At 69.7% G+C, this 17,818-nt stretch carries 18 protein-coding genes; 4 read left to right on the top strand and 14 right to left on the bottom strand.

Annotated features, from left to right (window positions below):
* Positions 1–53: 53 nt before the first annotated feature.
* Positions 54–263: a hypothetical protein gene (locus ACFWN2_RS25995; protein ID WP_382431546.1), complete on the top strand. Its 210-nt coding sequence runs from the start codon at positions 54–56 to the stop codon at positions 261–263.
* A gap of 139 nt (positions 264–402) precedes the next feature.
* On the opposite strand, the gene ACFWN2_RS25990 is transcribed toward ACFWN2_RS25995, so the two are convergent.
* From ACFWN2_RS25990 to ACFWN2_RS25970, 5 genes are all read right to left on the bottom strand, one after another.
* Entirely contained in the window at positions 403–1,695 is a 1,293-nt protein-coding gene (locus ACFWN2_RS25990) for an MFS transporter (protein WP_382431544.1), read from the bottom strand.
* Positions 1,696–1,805: 110 nt separating this feature from the next.
* Positions 1,806–2,225, bottom strand: coding sequence for a cupin domain-containing protein (locus tag ACFWN2_RS25985; RefSeq protein WP_382431542.1), 420 nt, complete (start codon positions 2,223–2,225; stop codon positions 1,806–1,808).
* 49 nt (positions 2,226–2,274) lie between these two features.
* A complete protein-coding gene (locus tag ACFWN2_RS25980) occupies positions 2,275–3,990 on the bottom strand; it encodes an AMP-binding protein (RefSeq protein ID WP_382431540.1) in 1,716 nt (571 codons plus the stop codon).
* Positions 3,991–4,004: 14 nt separating this feature from the next.
* Entirely contained in the window at positions 4,005–5,930 is a 1,926-nt protein-coding gene (locus tag ACFWN2_RS25975; protein WP_382431538.1) for an FAD/NAD(P)-binding protein, read from the bottom strand.
* 273 nt (positions 5,931–6,203) lie between these two features.
* Complete coding sequence (locus ACFWN2_RS25970) at positions 6,204–6,698, bottom strand: MarR family winged helix-turn-helix transcriptional regulator (RefSeq protein WP_382431536.1); 495 nt, start codon at positions 6,696–6,698, stop codon at positions 6,204–6,206.
* 123 nt (positions 6,699–6,821) lie between these two features.
* Between ACFWN2_RS25970 and ACFWN2_RS25965 the strand changes: the two genes are divergently transcribed.
* On the top strand, positions 6,822–7,757 hold the full coding sequence (locus ACFWN2_RS25965) for an NADP-dependent oxidoreductase (RefSeq protein WP_382431534.1): 936 nt from the start codon (positions 6,822–6,824) through the stop codon (positions 7,755–7,757).
* Positions 7,758–7,767: 10 nt separating this feature from the next.
* Here the strand turns inward: ACFWN2_RS25965 and hcaB are convergent, their stop codons facing one another.
* From hcaB to ACFWN2_RS25925, 8 genes are all read right to left on the bottom strand, one after another.
* Positions 7,768–8,571, bottom strand: coding sequence for a 3-(cis-5,6-dihydroxycyclohexa-1,3-dien-1-yl)propanoate dehydrogenase (hcaB, locus tag ACFWN2_RS25960; RefSeq protein ID WP_382431532.1), 804 nt, complete (start codon positions 8,569–8,571; stop codon positions 7,768–7,770).
* A complete protein-coding gene (locus tag ACFWN2_RS25955) occupies positions 8,571–9,419 on the bottom strand; it encodes an alpha/beta fold hydrolase (RefSeq protein WP_382431530.1) in 849 nt (282 codons plus the stop codon). The genes hcaB and ACFWN2_RS25955 overlap by 1 nt, the downstream gene beginning before the upstream one ends.
* A gap of 41 nt (positions 9,420–9,460) precedes the next feature.
* Complete coding sequence (locus tag ACFWN2_RS25950; protein ID WP_382431528.1) at positions 9,461–10,711, bottom strand: NAD(P)/FAD-dependent oxidoreductase; 1,251 nt, start codon at positions 10,709–10,711, stop codon at positions 9,461–9,463.
* A 5-nt stretch (positions 10,712–10,716) separates the two neighbouring features.
* Positions 10,717–11,031 (bottom strand): bifunctional 3-phenylpropionate/cinnamic acid dioxygenase ferredoxin subunit, encoded by a 315-nt coding sequence (locus tag ACFWN2_RS25945; RefSeq protein ID WP_382431526.1) that lies wholly within the window; start codon positions 11,029–11,031, stop codon positions 10,717–10,719.
* Between the two features lie 28 nt (positions 11,032–11,059).
* Complete coding sequence (locus ACFWN2_RS25940) at positions 11,060–11,602, bottom strand: 3-phenylpropionate/cinnamic acid dioxygenase subunit beta (protein ID WP_382431524.1); 543 nt, start codon at positions 11,600–11,602, stop codon at positions 11,060–11,062.
* Between the two features lie 14 nt (positions 11,603–11,616).
* The gene (locus tag ACFWN2_RS25935; protein WP_382431522.1) at positions 11,617–12,972 is read right to left on the bottom strand and encodes a Rieske 2Fe-2S domain-containing protein; all 1,356 of its coding nucleotides are present in this window, start codon (positions 12,970–12,972) and stop codon (positions 11,617–11,619) included.
* Positions 12,973–13,003: 31 nt separating this feature from the next.
* Positions 13,004–13,900 carry a VOC family protein gene (locus ACFWN2_RS25930; RefSeq protein WP_382431520.1) on the bottom strand — a complete coding sequence of 299 codons (897 nt, stop codon included), beginning with the start codon at positions 13,898–13,900 and terminating at the stop codon, positions 13,004–13,006.
* A gap of 160 nt (positions 13,901–14,060) precedes the next feature.
* Positions 14,061–14,846, bottom strand: coding sequence for an IclR family transcriptional regulator (locus ACFWN2_RS25925; RefSeq protein WP_382431518.1), 786 nt, complete (start codon positions 14,844–14,846; stop codon positions 14,061–14,063).
* A gap of 144 nt (positions 14,847–14,990) precedes the next feature.
* Between ACFWN2_RS25925 and ACFWN2_RS25920 the strand changes: the two genes are divergently transcribed.
* Both ACFWN2_RS25920 and ACFWN2_RS25915 read left to right on the top strand, forming a co-directional pair.
* The gene (locus tag ACFWN2_RS25920; protein ID WP_382431516.1) at positions 14,991–15,599 is read left to right on the top strand and encodes a TetR/AcrR family transcriptional regulator; all 609 of its coding nucleotides are present in this window, start codon (positions 14,991–14,993) and stop codon (positions 15,597–15,599) included.
* Positions 15,600–15,797: 198 nt separating this feature from the next.
* Entirely contained in the window at positions 15,798–17,273 is a 1,476-nt protein-coding gene (locus ACFWN2_RS25915; protein ID WP_382431514.1) for an MDR family MFS transporter, read from the top strand.
* On the opposite strand, the gene ACFWN2_RS25910 is transcribed toward ACFWN2_RS25915, so the two are convergent.
* The gene (locus ACFWN2_RS25910; protein WP_382431512.1) at positions 17,254–17,802 is read right to left on the bottom strand and encodes a 2-keto-4-pentenoate hydratase; all 549 of its coding nucleotides are present in this window, start codon (positions 17,800–17,802) and stop codon (positions 17,254–17,256) included. The two genes, ACFWN2_RS25915 and ACFWN2_RS25910, sit on opposite strands and share 20 nt — an antisense overlap.
* Positions 17,803–17,818: the final 16 nt, after the last annotated feature.

The raw sequence follows: 17,818 nt of genomic DNA, 5'->3' as shown, positions 1-17,818 counted from the left end.
GGCTGAACTGGTGTCAGCCAGGGGGAACGCCCCCGAAAACACCGGAGGTAAAGATGTTCGCCAGCCGCAAGTCCGCCGCCACCACGCTGGTTTCGCTGATCATCGCCACGCTCGCCATCCTCGGAATCGCGAGTGGCACGGCCTCCGCGGACGACACGCACTGGAACACTCCGGCCACCACCACCCAGGGCCCCGGCAACTGCCCCGAGGACACCCACTGGAGCACCGACCTGCAGGTCTGCGTCGAGGACACCCACTGGTGAACCTGCGCCACCACGAACCGCCTGACGAACCCCCGTCCTGAACTCTCAGGACGGGGGTTTTTCGTGTTTCACGACCTGGGACCGAACAGCCGGAAGGGCCGGGAAGCAGCTGCTTCCCGGCCCTTCCGGCTCAGCGAGGTCAGCCGACCGGCTGCTCCTTCGGCATCATCAGCGCGGAGATGACCGCCGGCACCGCGCCCACGACCAGCATCACCACCGGCCACGACGACGCCGACAGCACGACCGGGATGATGAGCGGGGTGACGAACGCGCCGCCGAACACCATCGTGTTCTCCAGCCCGAGAGCAGTACCCGACCGCTCGGCGCCGGCCATCGTGGCGATCTCGGCGTAGTGCACGCCGTGCCAGCCGCAGGCGAGGAACCCGGCGGTGACGAAGAGCGCGATCACCAGCCACGTCGGCGCGAACGAGTAGGCCGCCACACCGGCGAACGCGGCCGCGATCGCCCAGCTGTACACGCGCACCAGGGTCCTGCGGTAGCGGCCTCCCCGGTTGTCGGTCCACCGGCCGCTCCACACCCGCGAGGCGGCGGCGAGGACCTGGACCACCACGAGCGCCACCACGACACCCTCGATCGGCAGGCCGATCTCGGAGGTGAGGAACACCGTGCCGAACGTGAGGACGGTGAACTGCGGCAGGTCGAGCAGGAACGCGGTGATGGCGACGCGCCAGATGTCCCAGCGGCGCAACGGGCTGACGGTCGTCGTGGCCGCGATGCCACCGGAGGCCTTGGTGCGCGCGATCGGCGGCTCGTCCAGCCACAGCACGACCGCGATGGTCGCCGCGAGCATGAACACCGTCAGGAACGCGAACACCCAGCGGAAGCCGGCGCCCAGCGCGAGCGAGGGCAGGATGGCGGCACCGAGCGCGCCGCCCAGCGGCACGGCGGCGACCCTCAGGCTGATGGCGAAGCCCCGCTTGTTGGCGGGGAACCAGCCCATGACCGCCCGTCCGGACGCTCCGTTGACGCAACCGCCGAGCGCGCCGGACAGGAACAGCACGGCGGCCAGCGCCCACGCCGCGGGAGCCGTCTCCCCGCTGGGAACCAGGAATGCGGTGACGTACGCGAGCGTGGCGGTCGTGCCGCCGAGACCGACGATCAGCACGGTGCGCTCACCGATGCGGTCGGAGAGGATGCCCCAGAAGACGTCGGTGATGAAGATGCCCGCCGTCACGGCCGCGAGCACGAGTCCCAGCTGGGACAGGGAGTAGCCGTAGGCGTCGGCGAGGATGGAACCCGACGTGGGAATGCCCTGGAACGCGGCGCTGAACGCCGCCTGGGCGAAGATCCCGATGCCGAGGATGCCCCAGCGGTAGCGGGACGAGTGCCTCTTTCCGGTGCGCCCGATGACGATGTCGTCGGACTGCGGAGGTGGGGTGGTCAGTGGTCGGTCCTGCGTCTGCTGGGACATCGGATGGTCTCCTGGGTCGTTGCGCGGGGTCGTTGCGCGGGGTCGCCGGTCGTGAGGACACGGGCGTGGTGCGGTGGGGCCGGAGCCCGGCCCCACCGCGAAGGGGGTTGCTAGTCGGCGGTGGCGGCGCCGGCGATGGCGGCGCTCACCTCGTCGTCGGTGAGCCGCCGGGTGCCCTTCTCCCGCACCACGAGCGCGTAGCACCCGGTCGGCGACGACACCTGGTGGACGCTCTCCGGCTTCTCGATGAACATCGTTCCCGCCGGGTAGCGGTCGCCGTTGTCGTTGTGCAGCTCGCCTTCGAGGATCAGCAGCAGCTCGAAACCGAGGTGTTCGTGCAGATCGCCGTGCGAACCGGGCTTGAAGTGGGCGATGTAGGCCTCGGCACCGGTGGGGCCGGTCTCCGCCGCCGTGTAGAGCCATTCCACGTCCACCTCGTTGCGACCGGGCTGGACGTACTCCTCCCACTTGATCTGGCCGTTGTGCAGGCCGCCGGTGAAGAGGGACGAGTAGATCTTGATGTCGCGCATGGCTGTTCTCTCCTCGGTGTCGTGGTGCGGGTGGTGGAACTGGTGTCTCTCAGCCGATTCCGGGAGCCGCGGGCAGCGCGGTCTCCAGCAGTTCGTCGGCCAGGTACTCGGTCGTGCCGGGGAACTCGGTCCCCGCGGCCCGCTCGACGTCGCGGGCCCGCAGCTCGTTGCGGCGGATCTTCCCGGACGTGGTCTTCGGCAGCGTCGTGAACTCCAGACGGCGAACCCACTGGTGTGGAGCCAGGTTCGCGCTGGCGTGGCTCAGGATCCGGCGCGCGGTGTCGGCGTCGGGCACCTCGCCCGCCGCGAGCGCGATGTAGGCCTTCGGCACCACCAGGCCGACCGGGTCGGGAGCGGGCACCACCGCGGCCTCTGCCACGGCGTCGTGCTCCAGGAGCACGCTCTCCAGCTCGAACGGGGAGACCCGGTGGTCGTAGGACTTGAACATGTCGTCCGTGCGTCCCAGGTAGTGCAGGTAGCCGTCTTCGTCGCGGTGCGCGATGTCACCGGTGTGGTAGTAGCCGCCGGCGAACGTCTTGGCGTTCTTCTCGTCGTCGTCGACGTAGCCGGGCATGACGCCCAGCGGTCGCGGCGTGAGGTTCACGCAGACCTCGCCGTCGTCGCCGACCGCGCCCGTGGAGGGGTCGACGAGCACGATGTCGTAGCCGGGCAACGGTTTTCCCATCGACCCGAGCCGGACCGGCAGTGTGGGGCTGTTGCCGATCTGGGCCGTGGTCTCGGTCTGCCCGTACCCGTCCCGCACGGTGACGCCCCAGGCCGCGCGGACCTGTTCGATCACCTCGGGGTTGAGCGGTTCGCCGACGCTTCCCGCCTCCCGCAGGGAAACCTGCCAGTGGCGCAGGTCCTCCTGGATGAGCATCCGCCACACCGTCGGCGGCGCGCAGAACGTCGTCACGCCGTGGCGGACCATGCGGTCCATCAGGTCCTTGCCGTTCGGGGTGGTCACGCTCAGCACCGACGCCTCGGCGTTGAGCGGCACGAAGAACGAGCTCCACGCGTGCTTGGCCCAGCCGGGCGCGGAGACGTTGAGGTGCACGTCTCCCGGGCGGACGCCGTTCCAGTACATGCCGGACAGGTGCCCGACCGGATAGCTGACGTGGGTGTGCCGCACCAGCTTCGGGCGCGAGGTCGTGCCCGAGGTGAAGTACAGGAACAACGTCTCGTCGGCACGTGTCGGTGCGTCGGGGGTGAAGCCGGCCGGGGCCGACCGCAGGTCGTCGAGCGCGACCCAGCCGGGCACCCGTCCCGCGCAGATCCTCGTGACGTGACCGGGCAGCCACTCGAAGCCCTCGGTCAGCTCCGGTGTCGTGAGCACGTGCCGCACGGCGGCGCGTTCGACGCGGTCGACCAGGTCGGCGCCGGACACGGTGGTGAACGTCGGAACGACGACGGCGCCCAGCTTCATCGCGGCGAGCTGCGACTCCCAGACCGCGAGCTGGTTGTCCAGCATCATGAGCAGCCGGTCGCCACGCCGCACACCCGCGGCGCGCAGGCCGTTGGCGAGACGGTCGGACCGTTCCGAGAGCTCCGCGTAGGAGACCCTCTCCTCGATCTGACCGCCCACCACGTGCAGTGCCGTGCGGTCGTTTCCCCTTGCCACGGCGTCGAACCAGTCGAGCGCCCAGTTGAACTCGTCGAACTCCGGCCACCGGAACTCGGCGTGCGCGCGGTCGTGGTCGTCGCGGAGCTCCAGCAGCAGGTCCCGGGCGGTGCGGAACTTCTCGGTGGCTGTTCTCGGTGACATGACTGGTCTTCTCCTCAGATCGCGGCGGCCGGGTGCGGGGTGGCGGACGCCCTGGGCGACCGGGCGGCGGCGCGGTGGCGCAGCACGTCCTCGGCGATGCCGTCGGCGTCGGTGTGGAAGCCGGTCATCGGACCGGGCCTGCCGGTGCCGATCTGCGTGAACCACCGCGTGTTCTCGGTGGGCACGCCCAGCGCGTAGAGGTCGGGGTCGGGGTTGCCCAGCACGTCGATGACGTGGAACGGGCGCCGGGTGACCGCGACGCTGCCCGCGCGGAACCGCACGCCGCTCGACAGGTCGGCGTTGACCATCTCGGTGATCAGCCCGTCCGCCACCAGACCCGCGATGAGCGAGTCCGAATTGGACGACAGGGTCGCTCGCGGGATGCGCGCGTCGATCAACGTGGAGACCTGCCGCCGCGATCCGTTGACGCACGAGGACTCCAGCACGAACTTGCCGCTCTCGTGGTCCGGCCTGACGGACGTCCCCGGCCCCACCACCGTCAGCAGCCCGGCGCGGATCACGGCGGCCGCCTGGTCCACCCGGATCCAGGGCGGACCGGCGGACACCATCGTGTTGATGGGGTTGAACCACGACACGAACTCGCGGTGCGACTCCGGCCGCAGCCCGGCGAAGTCGACGGCCTGCCGGACCATCCCGCGGGTGTCGCGCAGGATGTCCAGCGACGCCTTGAGCGGGTTGTCGACGTTGCCCTCACGAGCCTGAGCGACGTCCTGCCGCAACAGCTCCAGCAGCTCGTCGTGGAAGGCGTCCGGGCTGTCGAACTCCCTGTCGACGAACGGGCGTGCGATCTGTTCGAGGTCCAGCGGGGGCACGTCCCCGAGATCCCACGCCGCCAGCAGTTCCTCGCGGTCGTCCGACGCGAGGTGGCCGGCCGCGAACCACTGCGCCGCCTCCTCGCCGTGCCGGCGCCGGACGTGCGCGGTGTAGTAGACGTGCTCGACCTCCAGGCGCAGCAACGACAACACGTCCCGCACGAAGTCGAGCTGCGCGGAACCGGTGATCCGCTGGGCACCGCGCCGGGCCCGCACGATGGCGTCCTCGGTGACGAACTTGGCCTGGTAGCGGTAGGTCGGCGCCTTCTGGTTGCGGCCACGCGCCAGCATCACCAGCCCGCTGCGGGAACCCGCGACGAGCTGCGGCTCCCGTCCGCTGGGCAGGTACTCGGTCTGCCCGTCGCGTTCGACGAACCTGCCGCCGCGCCCGATCGTCAGCTCCGCCAGCACGTCGAAGAACGTCAGCCCGAGCCCGATCACCCCGACCTGCTCGCCCGGCGCGATCACCCCCAGCGGCATGTCGGCCGCGGAGTCCCCGCGCAGGTAGGTCAGACCGGCACGGTGCCGGGCGAACGTCAGGAGCTCCTTCTCCCCGTCGTCCGGCCGGACCTGCGGGTGCCCGGTGGTCAGCACCACCTTGTCGGCGGTCACCACCGTGCCCCCGGACCCGGTCACCGTCGTCAGCCCGAACTGGCGGGTGAGCGACACGGCCTTCTCCGCCACGTGCCGGACCGTCACGCCTTCCGGCGCGTTGGCGACGATCGCCTCGAACGCCATCCGGAGGTACTCGCCGTACACGGCACGCGGCCCGTAGTCGTCGGGCCCGACGTCGGACCAGCGCGGGTGCGTCGAGAGCCAGTCCGAGAACGAGGGCCCGGACCCCGCCCTGGTGGGACCGCCGTCGGGCGCGGCGGAGAACACGCTCACCTCGCCGGCGGCGGTGTTCATCAGGAAGCACACCGACTGCGAGGTCCTCCAGACGCGCCCGGTCCCCGCCTCGTCAGGGTCGAACAGGTGCACGCGCACCTCGCCCTCCCTGGGCGTGTCCGTCAAGCGCGCCACGAGCCTCTCCAGCACGGAGAGTCCGCGCGGACCCGCGCCGACGATCACCACATCCAGGTCCGCTCGCGGGACGAAGTCAGTCATGGCTTTCCTTTCCAGGGGTCGACGTCTCCACCGGCCGCCGCGTTCTCGACGGCCGGCCCTATCGACACGGGTCCGGCCCCGGCCGGGCGGGGAGAAGGCGGAGATGCGTCCCGTTCCGCCGTCTCCCGATCAGGTCGGGCTTTCTGTTGCCACGATCGGCATCCGGGCTGTCGACCCGCTATCGATCAGGTATGGGTCCCCGTCCAGGGCAGCACAAGGAGCCGTGCGGTCCACAGTGGACGCACGGCTGGTGTCAGGCGGAAAGGGGCGCGATCAGCCCTTGCGGCGGCGCGGCGCGGCCGAACGGGGTGGTGTCGAGCGCATGTGGTCGCGCACCGGCGCCAGCAGACCGGCGAGCGTCCGGACGTCGTCGCGTGAGAGCGGTTCGAAGAGCAGGCCGCTGACGACCTCGACGTGACCGGGCAGCACGGCCGCGAGCAGTGCGCGACCGGCGTCGGTGATGGTGACCGTGACGCCGCGCTCGTCGTCCGCGGAGGGCGCCCGCTCGGCCAGGCCGGCCTTCTCCAGCAGGCCCACCTGGTAGGTCAGGCCGCTGCGGCTGTAGACGACGCCGTCGGCCAGGTCGGTCATGCGATGGCTGCCCGTCGGCGAGTCGCCCAGCCGCGCCAGCAGCTGGAACTGCACGTAGCTCAGGTCGCCGGCGTCCTTGAGCTGCTGCTCGACCGCGTGGCGGAGCAGGCTGGTCACCTCGACCAGGGCGAAGTAGGCGCCCAGCTGGACGGGGTCGAGCGACGGCGAGTCGGACATGCCCCCAGCCTACTGCTTCGAGTTCGAAGCAGTGCCGCACGTCACTTTGCTTCGAATTCGAAGCAGGTCTACCCTCGGTTCCAGTTGCTTCAACTTCGAAGCAAAACCTGAGGGAGAACAGTCATGAAGGCAGTGCGCTTCCACGAGTTCGGCGGCCCCGAGGTCCTGCGGTACGAGGACGTGGAGCAGCCCGTTCCCACCGCCGGACAGGTCCTGGTCGAGGTCACCTCGACGTCGTTCAACCCCGTCGAGGGCAACATCCGCCTGGGCGTCATGCAGAGGGCGATCCCGGTCGAGCTGCCGCACACGCCCGGTCTCGACGTCGCCGGCACGGTCGCCGCGCTCGGCGAGGGCGTCGAGGGCTTCGCGGTCGGTGACGAGGTCATCGGCTTCCTTCCGATGACCCGGCCCGGTGCCGCCGCCGAGCACGTCCTCGCCCCGGCCGCCGCCCTGACGCCGGCTCCGAAGGCGATCCCGCTGGCCGACGCCGCCGCGTTCCCGCTGGTCGGCCTCACCGCCTACCAGGCGCTCTTCGACCACGGCGAGCTGAAGGCAGGGCAACGGGTCCTGGTCAACGGCGCGGGCGGACCGGTCGGCGGCTACGCCGTGCAGCTGGCCAGGCAGGCCGGCGCCCACGTCATCGCCACGGCCAGCCCGAGCAGTGCCGAGGCCGTGCGGACCGCTGGCGCCGACGAGGTCGTCGACCACACCACCACCAGCGTGTTCTCGGCGGTGACCGAGCAGGTCGACCTCGTGCTCAACCTCGCACCGGTCACCCCGGACGTCCTGGCCCAACTGCCCTCGCTCGTCCGTTCCGGAGGAGCCGTCGTCAACACGACGATCTGGATGCCCGCTCCGACCGACGAGGAACGGGACGTGCGCGGTGTGAACGTCTACGTCCGCAGCGACGCCGAGCAGCTCGCGAAGCTCGTGGCGCTGGTCGACTCCGGTGACCTGCGGGTCGACGTCGCCCGGCGCGTGCCGCTGACCGAGGTGCCGGCGATCCACGCCCAGGCCGCGTCGGGCGGGGTCCGCGGCAAGGTCGTCTTCGTCGTCTGACGTGAAGGGCTCAGAGGTCAGGGCGCCGCGGTGTGCCCACCGAGCTGATGTCGAAAACGGCACCGGTCACCGTCCTCGACTCGCCGCGGGCGGCGAGCAGCACGTACGAGTCCACGTAGTCCTCGGCGCTCGGGGCGAAGTCGAGCGCGGAGTACCTGCTCAGGGACTCCCCGCCGCCCAGCACGTCGGCGATCGCGGTGTCACCCAGCGCCATCGAACGGGGCCCGCGCAGGTCGGTGGCCATCCCGCCGGGCGCGACGCCGTTGACCCGGACGTGGGGCGCCAGCTCGTACGCGAGCTGGGAGACCAGACCGGCGCCCGCCCGTTTCGACGCGGTGTAGAGGACGCCCCCGCCCCGCGGGTAGAGGGAGGCGTTGGACAGCGTGAAGATCATCGAACCGCGGCGGTCGACGACAGCGTCCGCAGCGGCCCGCGCGCCGAGCAGGTAGCCCTTCACGTTCACGCCGAACAGCTCGTCGAACCCGCGCTCCAGCTCCGGCGGGCTCATGGCCAGCAGCTCGCGCCCGAAGTCCCAGAGCCCGGCGTTGCCGACGAAGGTGTCGAGGCCGCCGAACGCCGCCACGGCGGTGCTGACGGCCTCGGCGTTGTCGCGCGCGGACGTGACGTCGCCCTGGACACCGCGGACGCGGTCGCCGTGCTCACCGACCAGGCCGGCGATCTTGTCGGCGGAGCGTTCCAGCACCGTGACCGTCGCGCCCTCGGCGACGAACCGGTTCACGATCGCGCGGCCCAGGCCGGAACCGCCGCCGGTCACGAGAGTAGACAGACCGGCCAACCGGCCGTCGCGGGACATCAGTGGGTGTCCAGGAAGTGCTTCACCGTCGAGTTGAACTCGGCGGCGTGCTCCAGCTGCGCCCAGTGCCCGCACCGGTTGAACATCAGCAGCCGGGAGTCCGGGATGACGGCGTGCGCGCGCATGCTGAGTTCGAAGTGGACGGTGCGGTCGTCACGTCCGTGGATGATCAGCGTCGGCACGTCGGACTGCGCCATCTTCTGCCCCGCCTCGGCGAAACCGTGGGCGCCCACGCCCGCCCGCATCACCTCCAGCCAGTTCTTCAGGTGCTCCGGCTTGGCCATGGCGTTGCGCGACCGTTCCTCGGCCAGCTCGCGGGTGGCGAACGCGGGGTCGAAGCACATGACCCGCACGAGCTTCTCGAAGTTCTCCACCGACGGGTCCTCGTAGGCGTCGAAGATGGTCCGGATGCCCTCCGACAGACCGTTGGGCGACATGACGTTGGGGCCCCAGATGCCGGCGCCCATCATCACCAGGTGCGAGACGCGCTCGCGGTGCTCGGTGGCGAGGACGGTGCCGATGCCGCCGCCCATGGAGTTGCCGATGACGGCGGCCCGGTCGATGCCGAGAGCGTCCATCAGCTGCAGCGTCGCCCGGCCCTGGTCACGTCCCGTCGCCACGCTCTGCTCGCAGGAGTCGCCCCAGCCCGGCATGGTCACGGCGATGCAGTGGAACGACGAGGACAGCGCCCGGATGTTGGGTTCGAAGTTCGACCAGCCGGTCGCGCCGGGGCCGGTGCCGTGGATCAGCAGGAGCGGATGTCCCTGCCCTGCCTCGTTGATCTGGATCTGGTAGTCCGCTGTGTCGATCAGCCGGTACGTCGACTCGTTGCTGATGGCCGTGGTCACTGCGCGTGCCTTTCGGTTGGCGGGAAAGAGGAAGTCGGGCGTCAGCCGACGAGTCGGGCGGGCGAGCGGTGTGGCCGCAACAGGCTGCGCAGGTCCGTGGCCGCGTCGGCGAGCACGTCCTCGTCCACCGGCATGGTCGAGGCGACCACGCGCCGGGCGAGGCCGACCTCGCGGGACGCGTCCATGCCGGCCACGGCACCCAGGCGGCCGTCGCGCAACCAGAACGCCAGGAAGCGTTCCGGCGTCGCACCGGCGCGGATCACCACCCGGTCGGTGCCGCGCGGGCGTCCGACGATCTGCAACGTGCCGGTGTACTGGTCCGACCACGCGTACGGGACTTCCTTGTACGGCACCGGTTCCCCGGCCACCGTCGACCCCACCGCGGCGCCGTGCCGTTGTGCGGTGTCCCAGTGCTCAAGACGTCCGCGCGCGGCCAGGTGCGGGTGCGCCTGGCTCGCGACGTCGCCGGCCGCGAAGATCCACGCCCGGCTCGTCTGGCCGAACTCGTTGACGGGGAAACCCCAGTGGTCGACGTCCACCCGTGCCGACGCGGCGAGCTCGGTGCGCGGCCTCACCCCGATGCCGACGACGACGGTCGCGGCGTCGACGCGCTGCCCGTTCGAGAGGACGACCTGCTCGACGGTCGATCCGGTGGCCACGAAACGTTCGACGGTGGCGCCCGTGACCAGGCGCACGCCGTGTCCGCGGTGCAGGTCGACGACGAGACCTGCCACCTCGGAGCCCACGACGTTCGCCAGCGGATGGGGCTGTGCCTCGACGACCGTGACGTCGATGCCGCGTTGCCGCGCGACCGCCGCGAGTTCGAGCCCGATGAAACCCGCGCCGATGATCACCAGCGGACCGCCGCGGGCGAGTTGTGCGCTCACCCGTCCCGCGTCGGCGGCATCGCGCAACGTCAGCACGTTGTCCGCGTCGGCATGGGGAATGGCGAGATGCCGCGCCGCGACGCCGGTGGCGAGCACCAGCCGATCGACGTCGAGCCGGTCCCCGCCTTCGAGGTGCACCTTGAGCGAGCCGGGATCGACCGCGCTCACCCGCTCCCCCAGGCGGAGATCGATCTGGAGGTCGCCGTACGTCGACCACGGCAGGATGGGCACCAGACCGGTCGTGTCGTCGAGCAGGGCCTTCGACAGCGGCGGGCGTTCGTAGGGCGGGTTGGGGTCGGCGTCGACGACGGTGACCGTGCCCCGGTAGTCGAGCCGGCGCATCGCCACGGCCGCGGAGATCCCCGCGGCGCTCGCCCCGATGATGACGCAGCTGGACCTGTGCATCCGGCTCACCCCCGATCGGGGACTTCGACCGAGACGTCGTCGCCGTCGACCCTCACCCTGTACGTGCACAGGGGTTTCGTCGCGGGGAGCGTCAGCGCGGCGCCCGTCCTCAGGTCGAACTTGGCGAGGTGCCAGGCACATTCGACCTGGTCCCCCTCGACGTACCCGTCCGCCAGCGACGACTGGCCGTGACTGCAGGTGTCGTCGAGGGCGAAGAACTCCCCGTCGGTCCTGAACACGGCGACGGGCGGGGTCGTCGGAATCTGAAGGGCGTCGCCGTCGTCCAGTTCGTCAACGGAGCAAGCACGAATCCAGGGCATGGTCGTCGAAACCTTCGGTGAGTGCGGATCAGAAGAACGTGCTGAGATTTCCCGACTGCAGCACGGTCTGGTCGAGGTAGATGAACCTCTTGACGATGGCCAGGCCGGTGTCGACGCGGCGCAGGCGGTCCTCGCGGCGGCCGACCCACTGGTCGACGTCGTTCTTCAGCCGGGTGCGGTACAGCAGGAAGTTGCTGTGCACGGCCAGTTCGTCGCCGTCGTCCTCGACGATCCGGACGTTGGTGACGAGGTGACGCGTCCGCGACGGCGGGTCCTCCGCCCACGAGGTCCCGGTGGCGAACTTCTTCGCGCGGGTCTCCAGCCAGGTCTTGTTCTCGTCGAAGTACGCCATCTCACCGGGTTTGGTGAACTCCAGGTGGAGCTGGCGCCGGGTCATCGTCCGCCGCAACGGCATGAAGTAGTGGGCGTCGTCGGTGAAGAGCTCGACCCACTCGTCGTAGCGGTGGCCGTCGAGCAGCGCGGCCTCGTGGTAGAGGAACTGCTCGACCTGGTGCTGCAGGACCATCGCGTCCACTGTGGACTGCGTGGCGGGCAGAGCGTCGATCGTCATTGGTCCACCTCGGCCTAGTAGCGGTCCCTGGGGATCGTGCGCTCGCGCAGCTCCTCCCAGCTCGGGTTGCGCAGCCACTCGCGCCACGCGTGATAGGTCCACAGCTGCGCGTGCTCGTTGATCGGCGCGTCCATGAAGGCCAGTCCGTCCTCCTTGACGACCTCGGACGTGCCCAGCCCCATCTTCAGCAGCTGGGGGACCTCACGGCTCTTGAGCCCCTTGGTCTGCAACGTCGACTGCGCCCAGTTCTCGCCGTCCTCCTGCTCCAGCATGCCCGCGGGCCCGAAGAAGTGGATCTGCGAGTCGAGCGACGCGGCCTGCTCCTCCTTCGAACCGTTCCTGTCCCTGAAGGAGAACCACCAGATCTCGGTGACGTCGGGGCTGCGCGGGACCCGCAGGCTCAGCTGCGCGTTCGTCGTGACCCAGGTGGAGGGGAAGATGTGGGGGTGCCCCGCCACGCGACCGCCGTGGCGGCCCAGCCGTTCCTCGACCTCGGGCTTGTGGCGCCACGCGAACGGTTCGGTGCCGGCCGTCACCTCAAGGGATTCCTGGTCAGGACCGGAGATGGCGTGCCCGTACTCCCCCACCACGACGAAGTTGTGCAGATCGGTGGGCAGGAAGGGAACTTCGAGGTCCGCTCCCGTGTCCGACTTGGCCCCGCCCTCGACGAAGTCGTCCGGTGGCGCGGGGATCAGTCCCACCGAGAACGCCGACATGTGCGTGATCTGCGGGTGGTAGTAGTCGAAGACGTTGTCGACGGTGAACTTCCAGTTGGTCTGCACCGTGAACTTCTGCACGCCGGGGACGGCCACCATGTCGCCGCGTTCCGCGATCATGTCGAGGCCTAGGCGGCCGGTGGCGCCCAGGTACTCCTCCAGCGGAGGTGCGGTCTCGTCGAAGGTGGCGAACACGAAGCCGCGGTAGGAGTCCAGCTGCGCGACCTTGCGCAGCGGGTGCTTCGACAGGTCCAGCTTGTCCTTGTAGAAGATCGACTTGCCGGGCACGCCGACCAGTTGGCCGTCGAGGCCGAACGTCCAGCCGTGGTACGTGCACATGAAGTTGCGCACGTTGCCCTCCTCGGCACGGCAGACCGCGTTTCCCCTGTGGGAGCAGGTGTTGAGGAAGGCGCGGATGCTCCCGTCCCGCTGGCGCACGACGAGAACGTTGTCCGACCCCATCGGCGCCTCGAAGAAGTCGCCCCGCTTGGGGATCTGCGTCTCGTGGCAGAGGAACAGCCACGCGCGGCCGAAGATGTGCTTCATCTCCGCGTCGAAGATCTCCTGGTCGCTGAAGATGCGCCGGTCGAGCTCGCCGGTGTCCAGGCGGACGAGGTCGTCGAGCTGGTCCATGACACGGGGAACGTCGGTCATGCTGGACTCCTTGGGTGACTGGGGCAGGAAGTCAGTGCGTGTGCGAGCGGTCGTGGCCCCAGAGCTGTGCCGCGTCCCACGCGGTGACGGTCCAGGTCTCGTCGTCGATGAGCTTGCCCTCGGTGCCGTACTCGACACCGATGCCGGACGGCGACTCCATGTAGAACGAGAGCATCCCGTCGTTCGTGTGCCGTCCGAGCGCCGCGGTCAGCGAGATCTTCTTCTCCCGCACGCGATCCAGCGCGCGGCCGACGCCGTCGAGGGTGTCGATCTCCAGCATGAAGTGGTTGAGCACGGGCTTGCTGCCCGCCTCGGCCGGGCCGAACGCCAGGGAGTGGTGGCGCGGGTTGACGTGCGTGAAGGTGAGCGAGATGCCGTACTGCTTCATGACGATGTAGTCGCTGACCTTGAAGCCCAGCACGTTCAGGTAGAAGTCGATCATCTCGTCCGTGTTCGGCGCCTGCAGCACGATGTGCCCGAGCCCGAGGTCGTTGCCTGCCGGGTCGGTGGTCACGAACCGCACGCCCTTCGGCGACACGAACGGGCTGGAGAGGACGCCGGCGCCGAAGTAGAGCTCCAGCTGGAAGCCCGCGGGGTCGGCGAAGCGCGCGAGCCGCTGGACACCGCGCAGCGACGCGAGGTCGGCGTCCTCCTTCACCGCGACGCCCTGCCGTTCCAGGTCGGCCACCTGCGCGTCGAAGGCGAGCTCGTCGGGCACCTCCCAGCCCACGTAGGTGAGCTCGTCGTCACCGGCCCGCACCGCGATGCGGTGGTGGCGGTCGTCCATGCGGAGGAAGAGGGTCTCGACGTCGTGGTCGTCACGGCCGCGGGTGACCTGCAGGCCGAGGACGTCGGTCGCGTAGTCGCTCCATGCGTCGAGGTCCGACGCCCCGATTCCGATGTAGCCGAGCGCATTGATGTGTCCCACGTTCGACGCTCCTTGGTTTGGGTGGTCCCCTGATTCTGTTGAGCCGCGCCGTGAATTCAAGCTCCGCGTTCCGCCAGGCAGAATGCCGTGTTTTTCTTGAAATGCGCAGCGGAAACCAGCGGATCGCCCCTTCGGGACGCCGCTGCGGTAGTTCTTTCGGTTAGCTTCGGGACCCACTCGCCAACGCGGTCGAAAGCTGCCGGGCGATGTCGTTCAAAGCCGCTCGATACCGTGCCGGGGACCGTCCCGACACGCTGGACGACAACGAGATGGCCGCGACCGCGTGGGTCGGGTCCGCGCTCCACACCGGCGTGGCCAGGCACGCGACCCCGAGGAACGACTCCTCGTAGTCCGTCGCCAGACCGGTTTCCCGCACGCGCACCAGCGACTGCTTCATCCGTTGTGCGTCGGGAACGGTGTAGGCCGTGAACCGTTTGAACGATCCCGCGAGAGTCCGATTCACGACCGGAGGACTGGCGAACGCCAAAAGCGCCTTGCCGAGCCCCGTGGCATAAGCCGGCCGGCGTCCACCGACACGGGTCGCCATTCGCGGGCCGTTCGTTCCCGCGACCTTGTCCACGTACAGGACGTCCGATCCACTCAGCACCCCGAGATGAACGGTCTGGCGGGTGAGCGCGAACAGTTCCGCGAGATAGGGCGCCGCCGATTCGCGCAGACCCTCGACCTCACCGACCTGGACCTGGTTGCCGACCTCGAACAGGCGATCGGCCAGCAGGTACCTGTCCTCGGCCTTCGCCACGTACCCGTGCGAGATCATCGACGCCAGGAGGCGGTGGATGGTGGATTTGGCCATGCCGGTGCGCTGGGCGATCTCGGAGACCCCGAGGGACACCCGGGACGTGGCCAAGGCGTCCAGCACGCTCAGCCCCTTGCCGACGGACGTGTCACGTCCGCCGGGCACCACTCCTTGCCGTTGCTCGTCCACGTTGACGCTTCTTTCCGCAAGTCCCACGGCGGCGGGCGACTTGAGCCTTACCCGTGCAACCATTCCCTAAGTCAGAGCAGTACTCTCAGTTAGACGCACACTAAGGTGACGGTGGTCACCGCGCAAGAGGGAAGGAACGGGGAGTTGACGGACGATCTCCGCACCGCAGCGCCGGTACGGCCGTTGCGCGCCGACGCACGTCGCAGCATCGACCGCATCGTCACGGCCGCGCACGCCCTGGTCGAGGAGCACGGCCCCGCCGTCTCTCTGGAGGAGGTCGCCAAACGCGCGGGCGTGGCACCGGCGACGCTGTACCGGCACTTCCCCAGCCGCATGCACCTGTTCGAGACCGTGTACCGCTCGCGGATGCTGAGGGTGCTCGAACACGCGCCCGAGCTGAGCGCCGTCCACGAGCCAATGGACGCGCTTCTGCTGTGGCTGAACGAGTTCATCGACTTCAGCGTCGAGTCGCACAGCGTGCTGACCGTCCTGGTGTCGCAGGGACTGGAGGAGACCGATCCGAGCGCCAACGCGCAGTGGGGCCGCGCCCAGGTGGTCCCGGTCGTCGCGGAGCTCCTGCTGCCGGCGCAACGAGCGGGCCGGATCCGTGCCGATCTCACCGCGGAAGAGCTCGTGGGCGTGGTCACGGGCCTGACGTTCGCGGCCGACATCCGCGAGAGCCGGCAGTCCGTGCGCCGCGCGGGCGCCAGGCGCGCGATGGAGCTGCTGCTCGACGGTCTCATCCCCCGCTGAGAGATCACCGACCCTTTCTGCCTGCCGGAACACCGTTGCGGCGCAAGGCGAATCTCCGAAGCAGACTGCTCCTGCCGCTGTGGGCGGCACCGCCTGACCGGCGGCCGGCACCACACCAGGAGGAGTGCTCATGACACGTCGTCGAGGCTGCAAGTCCTTCGCCACCAAGGCGAACCGGCCGGCGCGAGGTGTCCGCCGATGAGCTCGACCTCCGCCGAGCCGCGCCCTCGGGTGTTCGACCGCCAGATGGTCCTGGTCGCGTCCGTGACCGTGCTCGGCTCGCTGATCGTCATCTTCGACACGACCATCGTCCACGTCGCGGTGCCGTCACTGGTCCGCGGCTTCGACACGTCGTTGTCGACCGTCCAGTGGGTGAGCACCGCGTACCTGCTGGCGCTCGCCTGCGTCGTGCCGCTGACGCGGTGGGCGAACGACCGGTTCGGCCTGAAGCGGTCGTGGATCGCGTCGATGTCGATGTTCCTCCTCGGCTCGCTGCTGTGCGGACTCGCCGACTCGATGCCCCTGCTCATCGCCGCCAGGGTGGTCCAGGGCCTGGGCGGCGGAATGCTGTTGCCCACGGGGCAGTCGATCCTCGCCCGCCACGCCGGACCCGCCCGGCTAGCCAGGGTCATGGCGATCGTCGGCATCCCTGCGATGCTCGGCCCGCTGCTGGGCCCGATCCTCGGTGGACTGATCCTGTCTTCGTTCTCGTGGCGGTGGATCTTCATCGTGAACCTGCCGGTCGGCGCGGTCGCCCTCGCTCTCGCCGCGGTGGTGCTCAGGCGGGGCGAGCTCGGTGAGTCGCGGCAGATCGACGTCGTCGGCCTGTGCCTGCTGCCACCCGGTCTCGCGCTGCTGGTGTACAGCATCACCGACTTCGGCAGCACGACCGCGGTGACCGCCCCGGTGGCCGTCAGCGGCGGGCTCGGCGTCGCGCTGCTGGCCGGGTTCGCGTTCCACGCGCTGCGGACAGATCACCCGCTGCTCGACCTGCGGCTGCTGAAGAACCGCGCGTTCCGCGCCGCCGGATCGTCGATGTTCCTCTACCTCGCCGGCACCAACGCGATCCTGTTCCTGATCCAGCTCTACTACCAGTTCGCGCGCGGCGCCAGTGCCCTGCGGTCGGCAGTGCTGGTCGCCCCGTCCGCGTTGGGTGCCATGCTCGTGCTGCTGGTCGCCGGGCGCCTCCTGGAGAGGTTCGGCGCCCGCGCGATCGTCCTTTCCGGACTCGCGATGGTCGCGCTCGGCGTTCTGCCGCTGGTGTTCGTCGGACCGGACACGAGCGAGCTGTGGCTGTCGGCGGCGTGGTTCGTCCGCGGCGTCGGGGTGGGTGCGGCCGCCACCACGTTGACGACCGCGAGCTACCTGACGTTGCGCAGCAAGGACATCCCCAACGCCTCCACGCTCATCAGCATCAACCAGTACGTGTCCGGCGCCCTGGGCACCGCCGTCGTCGCGGTGCTGCTGCAGCACCAGCTCGACGACGTCACCCAGGGGCGTGGCCTCGATGCCCTGGCAGAGCTGGACAGCGCCGCGCTGACCGAACTCGGAGCCCCGCTGGCGCACGCGTTCGGAACGCTGTCGTGGCTGCCGGTCGCGCTGACCGTGCTGGCCGTACTACCGGCGTTGCGGCTACCGGGCAGGAGCGACGCCGTCACCCGAAGTACGCCTTGACCGCTCCCAGTCCGGACAGCCGCGCGGTGACGACGTTGCCCGGAGCGACAGGACACATCGGTCCGGTCGCTCCGGCCAGCACCACTTCTCCCGCGCACAAGGGGTTTCCTCGCTCGCGGGACCAGCGCGCCAGCGAGGCCAGCGCATCAAGCGGGTCGTCCAGACATCTCTGGCTGCCGGCTGAGACCTCAATGCCGTTGATCTGCAAGCACATCCGCACCTGCGTCAGGTCGAGGTCCCGCAACGCCACGCGTCTGGGCCCGGTGACGAACACACTCCCCGACGCGTTGCCGGCGACCACGTCGAGGGCAGCGACCCCGTAGTCGACCGCCTCACGAACCTGCGCGTGGTCGAGGGGCCCGTCCGCGAGATCGTTCCCGAGCACGAAGGCGATCGCGGGAACGACCCGCGGCTGCGGCAGCCTTCCGGCGGGGATGGTGTCGCCGCCGATGAACGCCATGTCGTCGTACAGCAGGCTGATCCGTTCCTGCTCGATCCTGCGGCCGACGACCTGGTCAACTCTTGTCATACAACAACTCTGCTCG

This window comes from Lentzea sp. NPDC058436 (assembly GCF_042721515.1).
Lineage (GTDB): Bacteria > Actinomycetota > Actinomycetes > Mycobacteriales > Pseudonocardiaceae > Lentzea.
This window is presented reverse-complemented; position numbering and strand designations above follow the sequence as displayed.